Raw genomic sequence first — 20,813 nt, forward strand, 5'->3', positions numbered from 1 at the left:
TTATGCGTGCTTGTTGGCAAGTCTGTGTTGAATTTGTTCATCAAGAGAAGGAGCAGGGCGAACCGCAATCTTAGCTATATTTGCACTATTGTTTGATGAATTAACACTTGAACCCGTTTCTCGCAAAATTCCGAGTAGTTTTCTCATATATCTAAGTGCTGAGCGACCTTCATCTCCAATGTTTTTGAAAGCTTTACTAATTGCTTCACTTTGTTCTTGTGATTGCTTAAGATTTTTTGACTCTGAATTTTCTGCATTGCTATTTGATTTTTCGTATTCATTTAGCATATTGATTCCACTATTTGCAGCATCAATTACTTTATGCAATGTAACTGCAACTTTTTGCTGAATGTTTGCGCTAATACGCTGCCTTTCGGCATTTGCTGCAAGTACTTCTAGCTGTTTTTGCTCTTGCTCTAGTTCTGTTTTGCGTGCTTTTAGAATCAACAAATTATTGTCATCATTTCTGCGGGAATAAGCAAATGCAATGGCAGCAAAACAAATTAATGCAACTATAAAACCAAAAATTAATCCTACGGATGCCATTTGCATAATGTCATAAAAATTAGTTGTGTACGCATTAGAAGTAAAAAATCGTATTGGAGTTTCATTTTGCGGAATATTTCTTGATGCAACACCAATTTTTACAGCAAAAATAGCAGATTCGGCGAGTACTACAGCACTAACCCACTGCCATGCGTGCTTTTTGCCATAGAGCACAGCAGCATAAACAATGGCTGGTATAAAGAAATTAGCGAATAAAATATTCGGCAAGCATATAAGCTGTATTGCAGAAAATACTGCTGCAACAATTGCGCACATAGTTGGAGATTTTCTGCGAAACATGAATGGCACCATGGTTGTAAGAGTAAATACTCTATAAAGTATTTGTACTAAAAGTGAGCTGGAATATTGTGAATGCATTCCATTTCCAACCATAAAATCGCAAGTTGGCAGAAAAAGCATCATAACAACCCAAGGTGAAGCATAAATAATGTCTCCAATAAGCCAATGTTTTTCAAACCATTGTGATACTTTCTCAATCCTATTTCGTGAAGTATTTGCTCCTTGCAACACTTCTGATGATGTTTGATTGCTTGCATTTTCAGGTTTTTCTTGCGCTGCTGATTGATTATTAACTTTTGCATTCTTATAAGTAACGTTAGAAATACTATTTAATAAAGAAGCAGTAGTGTTTGATTGATCCGTGTTGTAAGAATATGGAATAAAAGCAACAACACTAAATGTTCCATCGTTTTGTATTCCATAATCAAGCGTTCCGTGAAGATTCTCAATTCGCTCTTTCATGCCAATTAAGCCATAACCGTTTTTATGTGGCGCAATGCTATTTTGTGCTTGATTAGTTTCAAGCTTGTGTACTTCGTTTGTGATTTTTAGTGTTACTCCTTGTTCGTTCCACTGTTCGTGAATGTTTATTTTAATACCGTTTCCTGCGTGCTTTCGAATATTAGTAAGTGATTCCTGAACAACGCGGTAGGCCGCGATTTGTGCATCTTTATTGAGTTTATTAGAAGAATTTATGCCATCAACAGTATGCCAAAAAATGTTATTAGGAGATGCTATTTTTGCTTGCTCAATAAGCGAAGGTATGTGATTAAAATCCAATTGACCAGATGGAGCGTCTGTTAAAGCTTCTAGCAAGCGTCGCATGTTGTGAACGGCGCGCTCAGCTTCGTTTTTAATAATATGCATTGTTTTTTTAGCAAGCGAAATATCTTGTGTTGCGGCATAACGGCCACCGTCTGCTTGAACAATAATAATAGAAAGCGTATGAGCAACAATATCGTGCATATCCCTAGCGATTCTTGCACGCTCTGCAGTAATAGCAATATGCTGAGCTTTTTTTCGGTACGCGCGAATAGCATTATTGTGATCTTGTAAAAGTTGAATCGTATGTACGTGTGTTCGTTGCCAGTAGCCAATAATAACCGTAATAGTGGTAATAATAATTGCAAAAATTATGGTAGGAATTGCAAAATTAAGTACATTTGAAAAGCAGTTTCTTATGTTGCTGCTATTTATATTTTTTACGCTGCAAGTATAACTAGCTTTTGAATGATTGATGCCATATATTGGTCCCATTACAATATTCCACGATATTATTGCGCAAAATAATACGGTTGCTACGTAAGCTGTAATAACAAAAGCTTTTGAATGTTCTGGATTTCCGCGAGCAATAGCATTAACAAGCAGCACAAAACCAAAGAAATCAGCAAAAAGTTGAGTAGGGCCAAATATTACTTGCAAAATGCATGCAACAATAAAAATAACAGCTGTGTGTTCGGGCCATACTCTTCGTACTGAAAGTAATGATGCAACAACAATATTTATAAGCAAGGTTGTAATTAGCGAACTTTGCGTCAAGAATCCGTCAACATTGTTTATAGTATACCGATTGCTTGAAGATGTAAAAAGAATAAGTGGAATAATGCCCCACAATATATCGTTTAGCGTAAGCTCAGTGCGTAAGCGTTGTATAGCTCTGTTAAACGTGTGAGATATTTTCATAACTACTAGGCTAGTACACGGCACTTTATAGAACAATCGAACTTTAGTATGATTTACATAAGAGTGTGTATTTTTTGTATGTGATTTGTTATTGCAACGTTGCATGCGAGTGCGGAAAGGAATGTTCAGATGGCACTACTAGCAAAATATTACGTACCGGGATTGTATGTAGAAGATCGCGCAATTGATGTTCCTTTAGACTGGGAGCAAAACACTCCAGGCGATTCTATTAAAGGGGAGACGATTCGCCTATTTTGCAGAGTTATTTGTGCTCCAGAACATGTACATGACGATTTGCCTTTGCTAGTGTTTTTGCAAGGGGGTCCAGGTGGTCAGTGCCCTCGTCCGCTTTCGCCGTCTAGCGATGGTTGGATTCAAGAGGCAATTAAGCATTTTCGTGTTGTTCTTCCAGACCAGCGTGGTGTTGGGCGCTCTTCTAGGGTAGATGCTTCTACGATTAAGCGCATGGCAGACGACGGTGTAAGTGTTGAACGACAAGCCTGGTATTTGAAGCGTTTCCTGGCTGATTCTATTATTCGCGATTTTGAGCATTTGCGCCTAACTGAGTTTAACGCAAAGCCGTGGGTTTCTTTGGGTCAAAGCTATGGCGGATTCTTAACACTTACGTATTTGTCTCTTTTCCCGCAGGGTTTGCTTGCAAGCTTTACAACGGGCGGTATTCCTCATGTTCCAGCTAATGCTCTAGAAGTTTACGAGCACACGTTCCCGCGTATGGCTAGAAAAACTGAGCAATTCTACGAGCGTTATCCGCAGGATGTTGCGCGCGCTGCTGCTATTGCAGATAGGATTTCTCAAGGAGATGTTTTCTTGCCTAATGGTGAAAAGCTTACGGTTGAGCGATTCCAGACTCTTGGATCATCTTTTGGTATGAAACCAAGCTTTGAAAGAGTTCATTGGTTGATTGACTCAGCTTTTTCGGATGGAGATGGCTCTCTTAAGGCGTTTAAGCATGGTGGCGGAACGGCAGACGGTTATTTAAGCGATGAATTTCTTTACGGTGTTATGGATGCAACGTCTTCTAGTCCGCTATATTGGCCATTACAAGAGTTCATTTATGCAGATGGTGAATTAGATCATCCAATTCGTTGGGCAGCTCAGCAAGTTCGAGAAACAATGCCAGAGTTTGCTGGCAGCGCGCGTCCTCTTTTGTTTACTGGCGAAGCTGTGTTCCCGTGGATGTTTGATCAGCAAAAAGCTTTGCAGCCTTTCTTGCCAGCTGTTGATTGCATGATGAACGATATGCAATTTGGCAAGATTTACGATTTAGATCAACTTGCAAATAATGAAGTTCCTTTGCAAGCAGCGGTTTATTTCGATGACTTGTATGTTGATTCTGGTCTTCAGCTAGACACTTTGTCTCATATTTCTAACTCTCATTATTGGACTACTAACGAGTTTGAGCATGATGGTGTTCATGGAGACTTTGTGTTCCGTCATTTGTTAGAAGAAGCAAAAAATCGTGGAGATTTAGAGTCTATATATAAGTGATATAAGTAATCTAAGTTATATAAGTGATAAGTAACTTTTGATTAAAGTACCTAACAAATGATTAGATATACAAGTTGTATGTACAAACGATTAGATGCTTAATAGAAAGTTAGTATTTAGTTTATTGTTTACTTATTAGGGAGATTGGTTAATGAGTTCTAACTCAATTGGAACCGTTGGATTTATTGGCTTTGGAAACATGGCTCAAGCGATTGCACAAGGTCTGATTCGCGCTAATGTTTTGCAAGGAAAAGATATGGTTGCATGTGCAGCCCACTTTGAAAAACTTGTTAATACTACGAGCAAATTTGGTGTAAAAGCTTTAAAAAGTGCGTGTGAAGTTTGCGATGCTAGTGATATTTTAATTCTGGCTGTAAAACCAAATCAGATTGAAGAAGTTCTGCAGCCTATCGTAAAAACTATTGTGGATAGAAAAATAGCAATTATATCCGTTGCAGCAGGCTGGACTATTAAGCATTACCAGAATCTACTTGGAAAAGATGTTCACGTGCAATGCATTATTCCAAACACGCCAATCGCAGTTTGCCAAGGAGTCACTTTAGCAGAAAATGAAAATACGCTAACAGATAGTCAACTAGAAGCTTTTAACGCGATTTTTGAGCCTATATCTTTAGTTGAACGAGTAGATAGCGAGCACATGAATATTGCAATGTGTGTTTCTAGCTGCGCTCCAGCTTTTACAGCTATGTACATGGAAGCTTTAGCGGATGCTGGAGTAAAGTACGGTCTAAAGCGAGATTGCGCATATCGTTTGGCTGCAAAGATGATTGAGGGAGTAGGTGCTCTGTATATGGATACTCGCATTCATCCAGGCGTTATGAAAGACGCTGTATGTTCTCCTGGCGGCACTACGATTCGAGGTGTTGCAAAGCTCGAATCCTGTGGTTTTAGGGGAGATGTTATCAGCGCTGTTGATGCAATTCAACAAAAATAAAACAATACGAGTATAGTGGAGTCGTCAATTCCTCTAGCTGGTCTAAAGTAGGTAATTATGTCTTTAACAATTGGAATCGTAGGTTTACCTAACGTTGGTAAATCGACTATGTTTAATGCTCTAACAAGAAATAACGTTTTAGCGGAAAATTATCCGTTTGCAACAATCGAACCGAATACAGGTATTGTGCCTTTGCCAGATAAACGTTTGCCTGTTTTAGCGAAGCTTGTTAAAACCGAGAAAATAGTTCCAGCAACCGTTACATTCGTTGATATTGCAGGAATTGTTAAGGGTGCTAGCGAAGGTGAAGGTTTGGGAAACAAATTCCTTGCTAATATTCGTGAAGCAGATGCAATTTGTGAAGTTGTTCGCGCATTTAATGATGATGACATTGTTCACGTTAATGGCAAGGTAGATCCAGCAGACGATATTGATACAATCAACACGGAGCTTATTCTTGCGGATTTGCAAACAATCGAGAATGCTTTGCCGAAGTTAGAAAAAGATTTACGTGGCAAAAAAGTTACTCAAGAATACGTAAATGCTGTAAATAAGGCTAAGGAAATTCTTGAATCTGGTAAGACGATTGATCAGGCTCATAATGAGAAGTTGATTAATAAAGACGACGTTTACGATTTGCATTTGCTTACTGCTAAGCCTTTTATTTACGTGTTTAACGTTGACGATTCGGAGCTTTCGGATGACTCTTTGAAGTCTAAGCTGGCGGCATCTGTAGCTCCAGCAAAGGCTATTTTCTTGAATGCGCAATTTGAGTCGGAGCTTACTGAGCTTGATGAAGAAGATGCTCGAGAAATGTTGGCTGATGCGGGCTTGCAAGAATCTGGATTGGATCAGCTTGCTCGAGTCGGATTTGATATTCTAGGGCTTCAAACCTATTTGACGGCTGGCGTTAAAGAAGTTCATGCATGGCAAATTCATAAGGGTTGGACAGCTCCGCAAGCTGCAGGCGTTATCCACACTGATTTTGAGCGTGGATTTATTAAAGCAGAAGTTGTTTCTTACGATGATTTTGTTGAGGCTCAAGGCTCAATGGCAAAAATCAAGGAAGAAGGAAAGCTTCGTCTTGAAGGACGCGATTATGTTATGCAAGACGGAGATATTGTTGAATTTAAGTTTAATGTGTGATTGTCTAAACAATTCGTCTAAACAATAATCATATTAATGTGTAACGGCGCTGCTTAGGTACTGTAGTATAGTATCAAGGTAGCGCCTTTTATCTTGTTTATTATGGAGATTTTATGAATATATTTTGTGCTTTAAAAAGCGTTCTAAGGTCACTTATTGCGCGATTAGTGAAATATATTATTAACTTAAAATCTCCAGAAAATCGCAAAATTTTCTATAAGCGCGTTTCTACTGTTTTAGTTATTTTAATCTTTTTCAGCTTTGTTGGTTTTCAGGTATCTCACGTAATTGAAGAAGTAAATAATAGAATCTCTAATAACACAAAATCTTATTATTCAAAACGCAAAAACAATAAGAGTAATAAAAGTAATAAAAAATCTAAAACAAAGATAGATTACTCAAATAAGTCTTTAGATAATCCATTAATTAAATCTTCTGATTTATGGAAAATTCCTACGGGAGGTCAGTATCCGAATCTTTCTGGGGTTGATGCAAATCATTTACACGTAAAAGTAAATCTTAAAAAACAACGTGTTTATATTTATGCGAATAATAATCTTGTTTATACGATGATTGTTAGTGCTGGAATGGATGAATCAACTCCTAAAGGTGATTATAAAATTGGTGCACGAGGTGACCATTTTTATAATGATAGAGAAAAGATGGGTGGCGACTACTGGGTTGGCTTTATAGGTTCCGAATATTTGTTCCACTCTGTGCCAACTAGGTTTAATTTTGGTGATTATATTGTTCCAGAGGCTCAAAAGCTGGGTGTTCCTGCGTCTCATGGATGTGTTCGGTTAAGTGTGCCTGACTCTAAGTGGTTCTATTCGTATATTCCAGATGGAACTTCTGTACACATTGAATAACTGACTTTAATATTCATTGATTATATATGCAAAGAGGATTCCCCTGAAGGAATCCTCTTGTTTCTTTTATGATGACTGTTCTATTAGAAGAACAAAATACTTGCACCACAGGCTAACACAACTAGAACTATAGAAGCTAAGAAGCTTGCCAAGAATGCTGCTTTTCCTTGCTTAAATATAACTCTAAAGTTTACGTTGATTCCAAGAGCAGCCATTGCCATTCCTAGGAATACGTATCCTGCGTCAACAAGGAGGGATGCGTAAGACGAAACAAAAGGCACATATGTACCAATAACGGATGCTGCAATAAAACCGAGCATAAACCATGGGAAGTTGATTTTGCGCTTTCCGTTATCTTCTACTTGGCTGTGACGAGCATTCCACCAAATTGCAATAAAGATTGATGTAGGAACAAGCATAAGAACTCGAGTAAGCTTCATGATTGTTGCAATGTCAATGCTTCCAAAAGCTCCGCCTGCTGCAACAGCGTGTGCAATTTCGTGAAGGGACGCTCCGGCAGCAATTCCAAGTTGCTGCTTAGTCATTCCAAAGTTGGGAAGAATAAAGATTTCTGCCAAAGCGTAAATCGTGCCCATTATTGCAACTGTTGCAACAGCCATAACTTCGTTTTGTTCTTTTTCATCCTCTTCTTGTGGAGGTACAGGCATGGAGCCAGAAAGACCCATAACGGCTGCCGCTCCGCAAATGCTTGTTCCACCTGCTGTTAGCATTGCAAGCTGAGGACTTACTTTAAGAAGTTTTGCAATGTTATAAGTAACGCAAACCATAACAGCAACGAGTACAGCTGCGATTGGTAGGCACTTTAAACCTTGAGTGAATAGAACGTGCAAATTTAGCTTAAAGCCTAGCAAAATAATACCTAGGCGAAGAAGCTTATTTGCAATTAGACCAGCAGAAGATTTAACTCCAGCTCTTCTAGAATCATTATTCAACTTGTATACGTGCAAAGGCAGCTGCAGAGCCATACCAATAAGCAACGCAATAATAAGTGCTCCCAAAAGGCTTAAGCCTGGGAACTGCTTGAGCCAGCTACCAATTAAGGAAGCTAGAAGAGTCAACACTGCTATAAGGGCCATGTTGATGGTGCAGATTTTCTTTTTCCAAGTATCAAAGAAATTAACCATTTAGCTAATTATTCTCCCATAATCGGACAAAAGAGAACAAAAATTCAAAAAATTTAAACATTTATGTGCATTTCGGCTTGATTACAAGCAACACGCTAAAAATAAAAATCACATAATAAAACATATTCGATAAAAATCTATCGTAGTTTTGTATTAGTTCAATTCATATTGTTCTTAATTAAATCGTGTTGAAAAAAATCATAATTGTGTAATCATTGTATGTAGTTAAAGAGGTAATTATGTGCAATATTAATATTCAAATTAAACGTGTTTATGAATCATTTGATGAACATGATGGCTTGCGAATATTAGTAGATAGATTGTGGCCTAGAGGCATAAGTAAAGAAAAGGCAAATCTTGATTTGTGGTGTAAAGATATTGCTCCATCAAGTGATTTGCGAAAATGGTTTAGTCATAAGCCTGAGCGCTTCAAAGAATTTTCTAATCGCTATGTTGAAGAGCTAGACGAGAATCAAGATTGTGTAAACCAAATAGTAGATATATGTAGAAAAAATAAAAAAGTAACATTTTTATATGGAGCGAAAGATACGCGTATAAATCATGCAATTGTGTTAAAAGATTATATTCAAAATGTTTTACAAAATTAAGATTGTAATAAGTAGATCTAATCCATAAGCAAAAGTTTATAAGTATAAACTTTTATTAGCAATAATTAGTTGTGTTTTATCTGTTTTCGACACACCGATTTTCCTTGATATTTCAATGAAAATAACATGTAAGTTTGTTATTTTTAAAATTGCCTCGACACTTTATGATTAGTACATTAGAATGTCCACTTGGCTAAGGGGCGGCGGTTGATGGCGACCTCTGCGGAAGCTGCCAAACCTGCGCTCGAGTAGTGCTTGTTTTTTTTTTTTTAAGCTGGCGCTTGTTTTGGTGGTTGTTTTTCAATCACAAACGTATATATAAACTTGTTTTATGCAAGGAGAAAACGATGAAATCGTTGTTTACATGGCAGCTTCATGGTGACGGAAAAACTTTGAAGCCAGGAGAAGTAGTAGAGCCAGATGAGCGTTTAACTTGGACTCGTACTGCTGGTATTGGCGCTCAGCATGTTATTGCTATGTTTGGCGCAACATTCTTAGTGCCAATTCTTACTGGCTTTGATCCGTCTACTACTTTAATGTTCACGGCTCTTTCCACGGCACTGTTCTTACTTATCAACGCAAATAAGCTTCCTAGTTATTTAGGAAGCTCTTTTGGTCTTATAGCGCCTGTTATGGCTGTAACTGCAGCACATAAGGGCATTGCTGTAGCAAGCTTTGGCATTATGTGCACTGGTTTGCTTCTTGCTTTAATCGGTGTGCTTGTGCATTTTGCAGGAGCAAAGTGGATTGACATTATTATGCCTCCTGTTGTTAACGGTGCAATAGTTGCAATCATCGGCTTTAACTTGGGCCCAGCTGTTTGGGGCAACTTCCAAAAGGCTCCAGACACCGCTTTGGTAACTCTGGTTGCAGTTATGCTTATTGCAGTGATTTTCCGCGGTCTTCTTGGACGATTGAACATCTTGCTTGGTGTTCTTGTTGGCTACGCGTATGCATGCTTCCAGGGTCAAGTTGACTTTAGCAAGATTGAGCAAGCAGCTTGGATTGGCTTCCCTAAGTTCCACACTCCGCAAGTTGACTTCTCTGTTTTGCTTATGTTCTTGCCAGTTGTGCTCGTTCTTATTGCAGAAAACGTTGGTCACGTTAAGTCTGTAGCTCAAATGACTGGCCGCGACTACGATTCCAAGATTGGTACAGCTTTGTTTGCAGACGGCTTAGGCACTGCAATAGCTGGTTGCTTTGGCGGTTGCGGTACTACAACTTATGGCGAAAACATTGGCGTTATGGCTGCAACAAAAGTGTATTCTACTGCCGCTTATTGGTGCGCTGCATTCTTTGCATTCGTGTTAAGCCTTTGCCCAAAGTTTGGTGCAATTGTAAACTCCATTCCAGCAGGCGTTTTGGGTGGTGTAACCACTTTGCTTTACGGCATGATTGGCATGATTGGCGTGCGCATTTGGGTAGAAAACAAAGTGAACTTCGATAAGCCAGTTAACATTATGATTGCTGCAATCGTTATGATTATAGGTATTGCTAACTTCCAATTTGCTGTTTCTGGAATTCAGTTCAATGGTATTGCAATCGGCACTGTTGTTGTGTTGGTTGTTTACCACGTAATGAAAGCAATTGGAAAGCTCACTGGAACAATCGCTAAAGACGATCCAGATGTTGCCTAGCTTAAATGCTTATATGATTTAATTTAATCAAATTAGGCGCGTTCGCTACTTTGCGAGCGCGTTTTTTTGTAATTATTTTTGATTACACAACAAACACAACAAACACAACAAGTAGATTAGGAATAATTAGTATAGTACTATTAACCTTATGTTGAAAGTCATCATAGAAATAATCATTGGCGTTGCATGGGCTGCTTTTGGCGCGTATATGGCTAGAAAACCTAAAAACACTAAAGTGCATAAGCGTTCTGATTATTCAAGCGATGGAAAGAAAAAGAGCAATCAAAATAATGATTTTGCCGATACTTCGTCCGATACTTCTACGGATGATTTCAGCGATCAAGATGTAGTTATCGAAAGCATTGATGAAGATAATAGCAATGCAAATGTTGTTGCAAATGTTGTTGCTAAAGATGAGTCTAAAGATGAGTCTAAAGATGAGTCTAAAGATGAGTCTAAAGATGAGTCTAATAGTAAAAACAAAGACAAGAATTTTTCAAAGTTTACAAAAAAAATAAAAGATTGGGCAGACTATTATACTGACGATGATGACCTCGGTGACATTTTTAGTGATCTATTAGAAGCTAAGAAAAAACTAGAAGACGAAGGCGATTCGCCAAAAAATAGCGATGCTAGCAAAGATAGCGAAAATAGCGAAAGCAATACTAGCAATATTAGCGATAATAGTGAAAGCAATAAAAGCGATAATAAAAGCTCAAATAGTAAGGAGAATAATCGCTATATGAGAATAGATTTTGATGTAAATAAGTTTGTTGGAAAATCAAGAAAATGGCGTTGGATTATTGTTGCGATAGTAGTCGCAATAGCGTTTATATGCTCAATTATTTTTGGTTTTTCTACTTTTATTACAGATTGCATGTGGTATGCGCAACTTGGATTCGAGAGCGTAATCTGGATTCAACTAGCCGCTAAAATCGGCGTTTGGGCTTTGTACGCTCTGCTTATGGCTGCGTTCGGGTATTTGTCTGCATATATTGCGATTAAAAAACGCCCTGGAAGCGAAGATGGCGTATATGTTAAAGAAAAAGGCAATATTTTAGACACTAAAAAGGGAATAAGCTCTAAGCTTGCAATGCATGTTGCAGGAATTGTGTCTTTGATTGTAGGTGCTGTGTTTGGAATGCAATTCTATAGTCATTGGGTGCAAATTTTGCTTATGTTTAATTACCAATCGTTTGGTATTAAAGATCCACAATTTGGATTTGATAACGGTTTTTACGTGTTTACTTTGCCAGGCTTGCGACTTTTTACAAGAGCGTTTATTGTTCTTCTTGGTGTTTCTTTGCTATTTAGCGTTATAACAAACGCTTTGATGGGAGCTGTAAGGATTACGCTTCCTGTAGGCGGCAAAGGCATTTTTAGCATAACTAAAAGCGCAAGGCGTCAAATTTCTGCATGGTTTATGCTAGTTGTTATTTTCTGGTCTATTTTGCAAATCTTAGATGTGTTTGCGATTGTAAATTTGGATGGTTCTAAGATTACTGGCGGATCTTACACAGATATGAATGCTGGTGTTCCTTCCAGCATTGCAATGGCTGTAATAACACTAATTGTTGGAATTGTTATAACAGCGTGGTTGCTAAAATCTCATGCTCTTAATGGGAATGTAAAAATTGGCACGCGTTTTGTTGTAGCTGTTAAAGCTTGGCGCACGCCTGCTATAGCTGTTGCGTCTTTAGTTGTATGCGCTATGGTGTTGTCTTTTGCTTGGCCTGCTCTTTTGCAACGTTTTAAGGTAGCGCCTAATGCTCAAGAATTAGAAGCTACTTATATTCAGCGAAATATAGATGCAACTAAGTTTGCGTATGGCTTAAATAATGTTAAAAAAGAATCGTATAACGCTACTTCGGAAGGAAAGTCGGGAGCGCTTGCAAAAGAAGCGGAGTCTACTGCACAAATCAGGCTTTTAGACCCTCAAGTAACTTCTCCAACATTCCGCCAATTGCAGCAATCTAAGCAATACTACACTTTTGCAGATACTCTTTCTGTAGATAAGTACGACATTGATGGCGTGAGCCAAGACACGGTTATTGCTGCAAGAGAGCTTGATTTAGCTGGAAACGATAATCGAAATTGGGTTAATGACCACACTGTTTATACGCACGGCTATGGCATTGTTGCAGCTTACGGAAATAAGGTTACTGCAGACGGTCAGCCGCAATTTATGGAGTATGGAATTCCAACTCAAGGAAAGCTTACAAAGTTGAAGAAGTATGAGCCGCGTATCTACTTCTCTCCAAACGCTCCAAAGTATTCGATTGTTGGTTCTCCAAAAGGCTCTGCTCCTTGGGAATTTGATTATCCAACTGGTTCAAATGGTGCTTTAACAACGTTTAAGGGAAATGGTGGACCAAGTGTAGGAAACTTCTTCTCTAAGTTGCTGCATGCTATTCGTTTTGAGTCAGATCAAATCTTATTCTCGGATAGAGTTACTTCTGATTCTCAAATCTTGTATGATCGCGACCCTAAGACTCGCGTTTCTAAAGTCGCTCCGTACTTGACTTTAGATGGGCGCGTTTACCCAGCGGTTGTTGACGGACGAGTTAAGTGGATTGTTGACGGATATACAACGTCCGACTCCTACCCATATTCGCAGATGACTGATTTTGGGCAGGTGACTCAAGATTCTACAACAACAACATCTCGTTCGATTAAAGGCTTAACGAATCAGCGAGCAAACTATATTCGCAATTCAGTTAAAGCTACTGTTGATGCATACGACGGTTCAGTTGACTTATATGTGTGGGATAAAAAAGACCCTGTGATTAAAGCTTGGAGATCAATATTCCCAGGTCATTATCACGATATTTCTAAGATTTCTGGCGATTTGATGAGTCATATTAGATACCCAGAAAGCTTGTTCAAAGTGCAAAGGCATTTGCTAGCGAAGTATCATGTTGATAGTGCAAGCCAGTTCTTCTCGGGAGAAGACTTCTGGCAGACTCCAGTTGATCCTACTGAATCTCAAAGTCTTCAACGAGAAGATATTTTGCAGCCTCCATACTATTTGACTTTGCAAACCAGAGGGGCCAACAAGCCAGTATTCTCGCTTGTTTCCACATACATTCCTGCTGGAAAAATCACTCGAGAAATCCTAACTGGATTCTTGTCGGTAAATTCCGATGCTGGAAATGTTGCTGGAAAAGTAAGCGAAAATTATGGCAAACTAAGACTTCAAGAGTTGCCTAAAGTTTCCAATGTTCCAGGTCCTGGTCAAGCGCAAAACAATTTCAACGCTAATGCAAATGTTTCTAAAGAGTTGAATTTGCTTGAATCTGGTTCAACTAAAGTTAAGCGTGGAAACTTGCTTACATTGCCACTTGGTGGAGGATTAGTTTACGTAGAGCCTGTTTATGTACAATCTAGCGGATCTACAAGTTATCCTTTGCTCAAGAAGGTGCTTGTTGCTTTTGGAGACCAAGTTGGGTTTGCTGACACTTTGGATGAAGCATTAAACCAAGTGTTTGGAGGAAACTCTGGCGCAAACGCTGGCGATGCTTCTAATAATTCTGGCTCAAATGAAAATGTCTCCAATAAAAATAATGCAAATAATTCCAATAAGGGCGATGCTAAAAATAGTGCAAATGCACCTGCAAAATCTAATTCTATTAGTGAAAAAGCTAGGATTGCACTTAAACGAGCAGCTCAAGCATTGAAGGATTCTGATTCTGCAATGAGATCAGGGAATTGGCAAGCATATGGAAAGGCTCAAAAAGAGCTTAGCGATGCTATTAATGATGCAATGAGTGAAGAAGCTGTTAAGTAGAATTAGAAGACAGTTTTGGAACAATAAAAATTAATGCCGAACATAATCGATTACATTATGCTCGGCATTAATTTTATATCTCAGTTTTACAGTTGATTATCTGGATCTTCATCGTCTTCCACAGGACCTAGAAGAAGTTTTTCGGCTGCATTTATAACAAGCATTAGAAGAGCTGTAAGAATTATTATTGCTATAGTTGCTGAAAAAATAAGTGGAGTTCTAAAAGAGTTATATGCGGATTGAAGCCAAATGCCCAAGCCGTTTCTAGCTCCTAAATATTCTGCTGTAGCAGCTGTTCCTAAAACATATGCTGCGCTAATTTTAATTCCTCCAAAAATTTGCCTAGCTGCTACGCGCAACTTAACATGCCACAAAGTCCAAGTTGCATTAGCTCCACAAGTTAATGCAACATCGGTATAAAAACTAGGAACTGCGTCTAATCCTCGAACAGTTTGAACAGCAATAGGAAACATGCTAAAAATCATTACTATTACTATTTTCCCAGACATTTCAAATCCAAACCAAATCAAGAAAATTGGTGCAATGGAAATTAAAGGCATAGTTTGAGCCGCGCACAGTAATGGGAATAAAGCAGACTTAACTAGCTTAGAAACGTGGAAAAATACGCCCAGAAGAATTCCGCATATTATTGCTAATGCAAAGCCAATAACTGTTTCTTGAGTTGTTATTAGTGCAGCAGGCAATAGAGTAGGGAATGATTCAATTGTGTCTTGCGCAATAGAAGTTGGTGCAGGAATAAGATTTGGCGATATCTTATAGTATTGGCAAGCAAATTGCCATAGAATCAGCACAATTGCTATTGATATTACAGTTGGCAGACACTTTGCAAGCGTAGTCTTTAAACGCGATTGCGTCATTTATTTTCAATCCTTTTCTTGAATATTAAAATAGTGACATAAAAATAGCGATTGCTGCCCCAATCGCATAAATTCAGAAATAAGAATAGCACGTGTATTCTATCAGAATCTTATGTTTGTAACATGATTACTAATTTGTCGATTGAATCGTGCATAATCAAAATGTTTCGTGAGTCAATGTGTGGCAAACCTAGTCAAACTCTTAGAGCTTGATAGGGGGCATTGAACGGCGCGGGCTAGGCCCTTGATACCGTTTTCTGCCAAGTCTGTGCTGCATTTCCCAGAAAATGGTAAGTAAAAACAAAGTAGGGAACTCATGAATATGCGTGTTTTAAAGCGTAGTCTTGCGTTTATTCTTTCTGCATTTTGTGCATTATCTCTTTCTGCATGTGGATTTGAGGGTAATAATCAAAACTCGAATCTTCGTAAAGTATCTTTTATGCTTTTTTGGGCACCAGATACTAATCATATTGGTATCTATGTTGCAAAGCATAAAGGTTGGTTTAAGGATGCAGGATTAGATGTAGATATGCTTGCTGTTGCTCCAACTGGTTCTGAACATGCTGTAGATAGTGGTGCAGCTGATTTTGCTCTTACTACATTAACTAATGTTGCTGATACTTCTACAAAGGGAGCTAATCTTGAGCAGGTTATGCAAGTGCAGCAAAAACCAAGTGCTATCTGGTGTGCTCTTGCTAAAAACAATAAGATTCATTCTCCTAAAGATTTTGATGGAAAAACTTATGCGTCTTTTGGTGCTGCAGAAAGTGATGTTGTAATTAACAGAATGATTCAGCATGATGGCGGCAAGGGTAAATTCGATAAAGTTACTGTTGGAACCTCAACTTTCCGTACTCTTGAATCTGGTAAAGCTGATTTTGGCGGATTCTATGGCACTTGGGAAGGTGTTCAAGCAGATATGTTCGGTCCTAAGCTTCGTTGTTTTAGGTCTAGAGATTATGGAGTTCCTGGTCAGCCAGATACGATTGGTATTATTACTAATAAGCGAACAATTAAACGTGATCCTAAGCTTGTTCGCGCATTCGTTAAAGCTGCAAAGCGTGGGTATGAATACGCGTATTCGCACCCAGATGAAGCATCTGACATTTTGGTTAAAGAAGCGAAAGACGCAAATCTTAATCCAAAATTTGTTAAACGCAGCATGAAACTGATCGTCGATGGGCAGTATTGGGGAAACCATGCAGATATTAAAAGTGGCAAGTTTGTGTTTGGTACAAGTGATGTTAAAGGTGCTCAAGACTACTTTGACTTCTTAAGCCAAGGAGGAGCTTACACTGATGCAAAAGGTAAAGTAACTCATAAAACTCCTCAAGCTAAAGAATTATCCACCGACGAATTCTTAAAGTAGTTTTTGCTAAAGTTTTAAACAATAACCGCATTATTTAAACAATGACCGCCTTATTGGTAGAATAGTGCGCAGTATATGAGGGCGTATCGAGAGTCTACGTATTTAAGTAGTATTCAATCGGTACGCCCATTTCGTTGTTGAGTTTATGAGTTGGAGTGTGCGCTATGGCATCGGATTTTTGGCTGATTGTGGGACTTGGAAATCCTGGATCGAAGTATGAAGGTACACGTCATAATATGGGATTTATGGTTGCAGACGTGCTAAGTGAGCGTTGGTCAATATCTTTTTCCGACCATAAGGGCTTGTCAAAATTAGGCAAGGGAGTAATGAATTTAGACGGTAAGTCGGCGAAGTTTTTCCTCGCTAAGCCGCTCACATTTATGAATGATTCTGGTGCTGCTGTTTCGTCAATAAGCTCGTATTATCAGATTGAAACTGACCATATTGTGATTATTCATGACGATATGGATTTGGATTTTGGTCGTATTAAAGTAAAATCTGGCGGTTCTGCTGGAGGTCATAATGGTATTCGTTCTATTGATCGCAGCCTTGGAACTCCGCAATATGCTCGTGTGAGAATGGGTGTGGGGCATGCTCAGCGCGGAGCGCACGCTCATGATAATACTGTTAATTGGGTTTTGGGCGGTTTTGCTGGTGCGCAAAAATCTGAACTCCCTAATTTTTTGGCAGATGGCGCTGATGCAGTAGAAAGTGTGATCTTCCGCGGACTTAGCGCCACTCAGGAGCATTTCAATGGCAAATAAATCTGATTTTTTTGCTAACAATATGTCAGATTCTAAAGATTTTATAAATTCTAACGTTTCTTTTGAAAATATACTTAAAGATATTTTAGATAAAAACGAAGCGTTTAAATCTTTAGTTTCTAACGTGCTAGATTTTCCAAATCCGCTTACTGTTGCATCTCCTTTAGGTTCTAGACCTGCTATAGCCGCTGCAATATCAAAGAGTAGTCCTGTTGTTCTAATTACTCCATCTGGTAGAGATGCTAGTGATGCTGTTTCTTCAATACGAGATTGGTATGACGGAGATCCTCAGGATATTGCCGAACTAGAGGCTTGGGAGACTCTTCCTCATGAGCGTCTTTCTCCTAGAGCAGACACTGTGGCAAGTAGAATGTCGGTTTTTAGAAGATTAAAACATCCTCAAAGTGGCAAGAATAGAATGTTTAGCCCAATTCGTGTGCTTGTTATGCCAGTTCGTTCTATTATTCAGCCAGTTGTTGAAAATATTTCAGACGTAGAGCCTCTTGTTTTTGAATGTGGTAAAGAAGTTCCTATAGATTCTGCTGTAAAACGTCTTGTTGAAAACTCTTATAATCGCGTTGAGTTGGTTATGAATCGTGGAGAATTTGCGGTTAGAGGTGGAATAATAGATGTTTTTTCTCCAACGATGAATCATCCTGTTAGAATCGAATTTTTTGGAGACGAAATCGACACGATTAAGCAGTTTCACGCATCTGATCAACGCACATACGGTGAGAATATTAATAGTATTTGGGCTACTGCTTGTAGAGAATTACAGCTTACAAAAGATATTCAAAATCGTGCAAAATCTTTGATTGGTAAAATTCAAAATGCTGACGACATGTTGGAATCCATATCGAATGCAATACCAGTAGAAGGTATGGAGTCTCTGCTTCCAGCATTAGTTGATAAAATGGAACCAGTAGAAAATCTGCTTCCAAAAGATTCTATAATATTGATTTCTGACCCAGAAAAATGTAGGCGCGCAGCTCAAGATTTAAGTAGAACTGCTAATGAATTTTTGGCAGCAAGTTGGCATGTAGCTGCATCTGGTAGAGGAGCAGGTGCTCCAATCACATTCGATCAGGCGAGTTTTCTTGATTTTGATGAAACTTTAGCAAGCTTAGAAAATAAGAATCATCAGGTAATAAATTTAACGAGTTTCGGATCTGATAAGTCGCCAGCAACCGTCGATTTTAAAGAATCTGGCGAAAATAAAATTGTAAAAAATAGCCGTCTAGAATTGAGCATTAAATCTCCTCAAGAATTTAGAGGAGACAATGAAAAGATTTCTAGTGGAATATCTGGTCTTATAGAAAACGGATTTAAAGTTTACATAATTGCATCCGCATATGGAACCTTATCAAGACTAAGTCGCGCAATACAATCAACTGGAATTTTTGATTTTATACCGATTCAATCGCAAATAGTGGACGGTTTCATAGATGAACAAAGTAAAATCGCTATTCTTACAGAAAGAGATTTGACTGGAAAAACATCTTCTGCAAGCGCGCTTAAAACCCCTAGGAGAAGACGAAAATCAATAGACCTTCTAGATCTTAAACCAGGCGATTTTGTTGTTCATGATCAGCATGGAATCGGCAAATTTATAGGCATGAGGCAGCGAAATATAAAAACTTCAAGTGGAGAAGCTACTCGTGAATACTTGGAAATTGAATACGCGCCAAGTAAACGTAATGCGCCTGCTGACAAGCTTTTTATTCCAACCGATCAACTCGACTTGGTTAGCAAATATATTGGGGCTGAAATTCCAAAGTTAAACAAACTTGGAGGATCAGATTGGGCTGCTACAAAGGCAAAAGCTAAAAAGCATGTTCAAGAAGTTGCAGAAGATTTAATCAAATTATATTCAGCCAGAGCATCTACTAAAGGTTTTGCCTTCAGCTCTGACACTCCGTGGCAAAAAGAGCTGGAAGATGCGTTTCCGTATCAAGAAACGCCAGATCAGCTTACTACTATTGACGAAGTTAAACAAGATATGCAGAAGCCAATTCCAATGGATAGGTTGATTTGCGGAGATGTTGGGTTTGGCAAAACGGAGATTGCTGTTCGAGCTGCATTTAAAGCTGTTCAAGACGGTAAACAAGTAGTTGTTCTGGCGCCAACCACTCTTTTGGTTCAGCAGCATTACGAGACTTTCACTAACCGTTTTTCTGGCTTTCCTGTAACAGTTGCTGCAATGAGCAGATTCCAGAGTGCAAAAGAAATAGACGCTACAATGCAAGGAATAGAATCTGGACAAGTAGATGTTGTTGTTGGAACTCATAAACTTTTAAACCCAAATATAAAATTTAAAGATTTAGGATTAGTGATTATAGACGAAGAACAACGTTTTGGTGTTGAGCACAAGGAGACTTTGAAAGCTTTGCGCACAAACGTAGATGTGCTTAGCCTTTCTGCAACGCCTATTCCTCGAACGCTTGAAATGGCTGTTACGGGTATTCGTGAAATGTCTACGCTTGCTACGCCTCCAGAAGATCGTTTACCAGTCTTGACTTATGTTGGAGCATATGAAGATGCACAAGTTGCAGCCTGTGTGAAACGTGAATTATTGCGTGGAGGACAGGTATTTTACGTGCATAATCGAGTAGAAGATATTAGTAAAATTGCCTCTAATATTCAAAAACTTGTGCCAGATGCTCGAGTGGCGATTGCACACGGAAAAATGGGTGAGAAGCAACTTGACACTATTATTCGTGATTTTTGGCATAGGGATATTGATGTTCTTGTTTGCACTACGATTATTGAAACAGGATTAGATATTTCTAATGCAAATACGCTTATTGTAGATCACGCTGACAGATTCGGCTTAAGCCAGCTTCATCAATTACGAGGACGAGTTGGCAGAGGTCGTGAGCGCGCATACGCGTACTTTTTGTACGATCCTACTAAACCTATGACTCAGCAGGCTCACGACAGGCTTGCAACAATCGCTCAATATACTGCTCTTGGCTCTGGTTTTGATGTTGCTATGAAGGATTTGGAATTGCGCGGAACTGGCAATTTGCTTGGCGATGCTCAGAGTGGACATATTGAAGGAGTCGGATTCGATTTATATGTTCGGATGGTATCTGAAGCTGTTGAAAAATATAAGGAACCAGATCATAAAGAGTCCATATCTGTTTCTATTGATTTGCCAATAGAAGCCTCAATTCCAGTATCTTATATTGATTCAGATAAATTACGTTTGGAAGCTTATAGGAAGCTTGCTGAAGCTCAGAATGATGAAGACTTAAAAGAGATTTTCAATGAGTTAAGCGATAGATATGGGAATCCTCCTAAATCCTTACAAACATTATTTGATGTTGCAAGATTGCGTTTTAAAGCTAAACAAATGGGTGTTAATCAAATAAGCATGCAAGGTAAAACTGTGCGCGTTATTGGCGTAGATCCAGCTCAATCTGTTTGGATGCGTTTGAGTAGGATTTACAAGGGAGCACAGTTTAAGCCTGTAACTCACACAATGATTTTTCCATCTCCTTTTGCGTCTGTTCTAGGAGATTCGTCGTCTATGAGTGAAAAAGAGATAGTCGAATGGACTAAACAACTTTTAGAAGACATTGATTGGTAAAAATTAATCGGTGAGTTTTAAATAG

Annotated in this window: 13 protein-coding genes; 10 read left to right on the forward strand and 3 right to left on the reverse strand. The window is 38.7% G+C overall.

Features of this window, described 5'->3' with window-relative positions; all coding sequences use genetic code 11:
- Positions 1–2,529, reverse strand: coding sequence for a sensor histidine kinase (locus HXT24_RS04275; protein WP_415703448.1), 2,529 nt, complete (start codon positions 2,527–2,529; stop codon positions 1–3).
- 129 nt (positions 2,530–2,658) lie between these two features.
- Here HXT24_RS04275 and HXT24_RS04280 point away from each other — a divergent pair, with 129 nt between their 5' ends.
- The 4 genes from HXT24_RS04280 to HXT24_RS04295 all read left to right on the forward strand — a co-directional run bounded on the left by HXT24_RS04280 (position 2,659) and on the right by HXT24_RS04295 (position 7,008).
- The gene (locus HXT24_RS04280) at positions 2,659–4,038 is read left to right on the forward strand and encodes an alpha/beta fold hydrolase (protein WP_415703449.1); all 1,380 of its coding nucleotides are present in this window, start codon (positions 2,659–2,661) and stop codon (positions 4,036–4,038) included.
- A gap of 151 nt (positions 4,039–4,189) precedes the next feature.
- Positions 4,190–4,993 carry a pyrroline-5-carboxylate reductase gene (gene proC, locus HXT24_RS04285; protein ID WP_415703450.1) on the forward strand — a complete coding sequence of 268 codons (804 nt, stop codon included), beginning with the start codon at positions 4,190–4,192 and terminating at the stop codon, positions 4,991–4,993.
- Positions 4,994–5,050: 57 nt separating this feature from the next.
- Entirely contained in the window at positions 5,051–6,139 is a 1,089-nt protein-coding gene (ychF, locus tag HXT24_RS04290) for a redox-regulated ATPase YchF (RefSeq protein WP_004111854.1), read from the forward strand.
- 113 nt (positions 6,140–6,252) lie between these two features.
- Positions 6,253–7,008: a L,D-transpeptidase gene (locus HXT24_RS04295; RefSeq protein WP_415703451.1), complete on the forward strand. Its 756-nt coding sequence runs from the start codon at positions 6,253–6,255 to the stop codon at positions 7,006–7,008.
- Positions 7,009–7,091: 83 nt separating this feature from the next.
- On the opposite strand, the gene HXT24_RS04300 is transcribed toward HXT24_RS04295, so the two are convergent.
- Positions 7,092–8,153, reverse strand: a complete 1,062-nt coding sequence (locus HXT24_RS04300; RefSeq protein ID WP_410309135.1) for a YeiH family protein — start codon at positions 8,151–8,153, stop codon at positions 7,092–7,094.
- 239 nt (positions 8,154–8,392) lie between these two features.
- Here HXT24_RS04300 and HXT24_RS04305 point away from each other — a divergent pair, with 239 nt between their 5' ends.
- From HXT24_RS04305 to HXT24_RS04315, 3 genes are all read left to right on the forward strand, one after another.
- Positions 8,393–8,761: a DUF488 domain-containing protein gene (locus HXT24_RS04305; RefSeq protein ID WP_415703452.1), complete on the forward strand. Its 369-nt coding sequence runs from the start codon at positions 8,393–8,395 to the stop codon at positions 8,759–8,761.
- Between the two features lie 347 nt (positions 8,762–9,108).
- On the forward strand, positions 9,109–10,398 hold the full coding sequence (locus HXT24_RS04310) for a uracil-xanthine permease family protein (protein WP_004121515.1): 1,290 nt from the start codon (positions 9,109–9,111) through the stop codon (positions 10,396–10,398).
- A gap of 148 nt (positions 10,399–10,546) precedes the next feature.
- Complete coding sequence (locus HXT24_RS04315) at positions 10,547–14,185, forward strand: UPF0182 family protein (protein WP_422119229.1); 3,639 nt, start codon at positions 10,547–10,549, stop codon at positions 14,183–14,185.
- A gap of 86 nt (positions 14,186–14,271) precedes the next feature.
- Here the strand turns inward: HXT24_RS04315 and HXT24_RS04320 are convergent, their stop codons facing one another.
- A complete protein-coding gene (locus tag HXT24_RS04320) occupies positions 14,272–15,063 on the reverse strand; it encodes an ABC transporter permease (RefSeq protein ID WP_004121512.1) in 792 nt (263 codons plus the stop codon).
- A gap of 316 nt (positions 15,064–15,379) precedes the next feature.
- Between HXT24_RS04320 and HXT24_RS04325 the strand changes: the two genes are divergently transcribed.
- The 3 genes from HXT24_RS04325 (at position 15,380) to mfd (ending at position 20,788) form a co-directional block, all read left to right on the forward strand.
- Positions 15,380–16,432, forward strand: a complete 1,053-nt coding sequence (locus HXT24_RS04325) for an ABC transporter substrate-binding protein (protein ID WP_016811592.1) — start codon at positions 15,380–15,382, stop codon at positions 16,430–16,432.
- 164 nt (positions 16,433–16,596) lie between these two features.
- Positions 16,597–17,196, forward strand: a complete 600-nt coding sequence (pth, locus tag HXT24_RS04330; protein WP_004111835.1) for an aminoacyl-tRNA hydrolase — start codon at positions 16,597–16,599, stop codon at positions 17,194–17,196.
- Positions 17,186–20,788: a transcription-repair coupling factor gene (gene mfd / locus HXT24_RS04335; RefSeq protein WP_422119230.1), complete on the forward strand. Its 3,603-nt coding sequence runs from the start codon at positions 17,186–17,188 to the stop codon at positions 20,786–20,788. Before pth ends, mfd begins: the two co-directional genes overlap by 11 nt.
- Positions 20,789–20,813: the final 25 nt, after the last annotated feature.

The organism is Gardnerella sp. DNF00354 (assembly GCF_049262755.1).
Classification (GTDB): Bacteria; Actinomycetota; Actinomycetes; order Actinomycetales; family Bifidobacteriaceae; genus Bifidobacterium; species Bifidobacterium vaginale.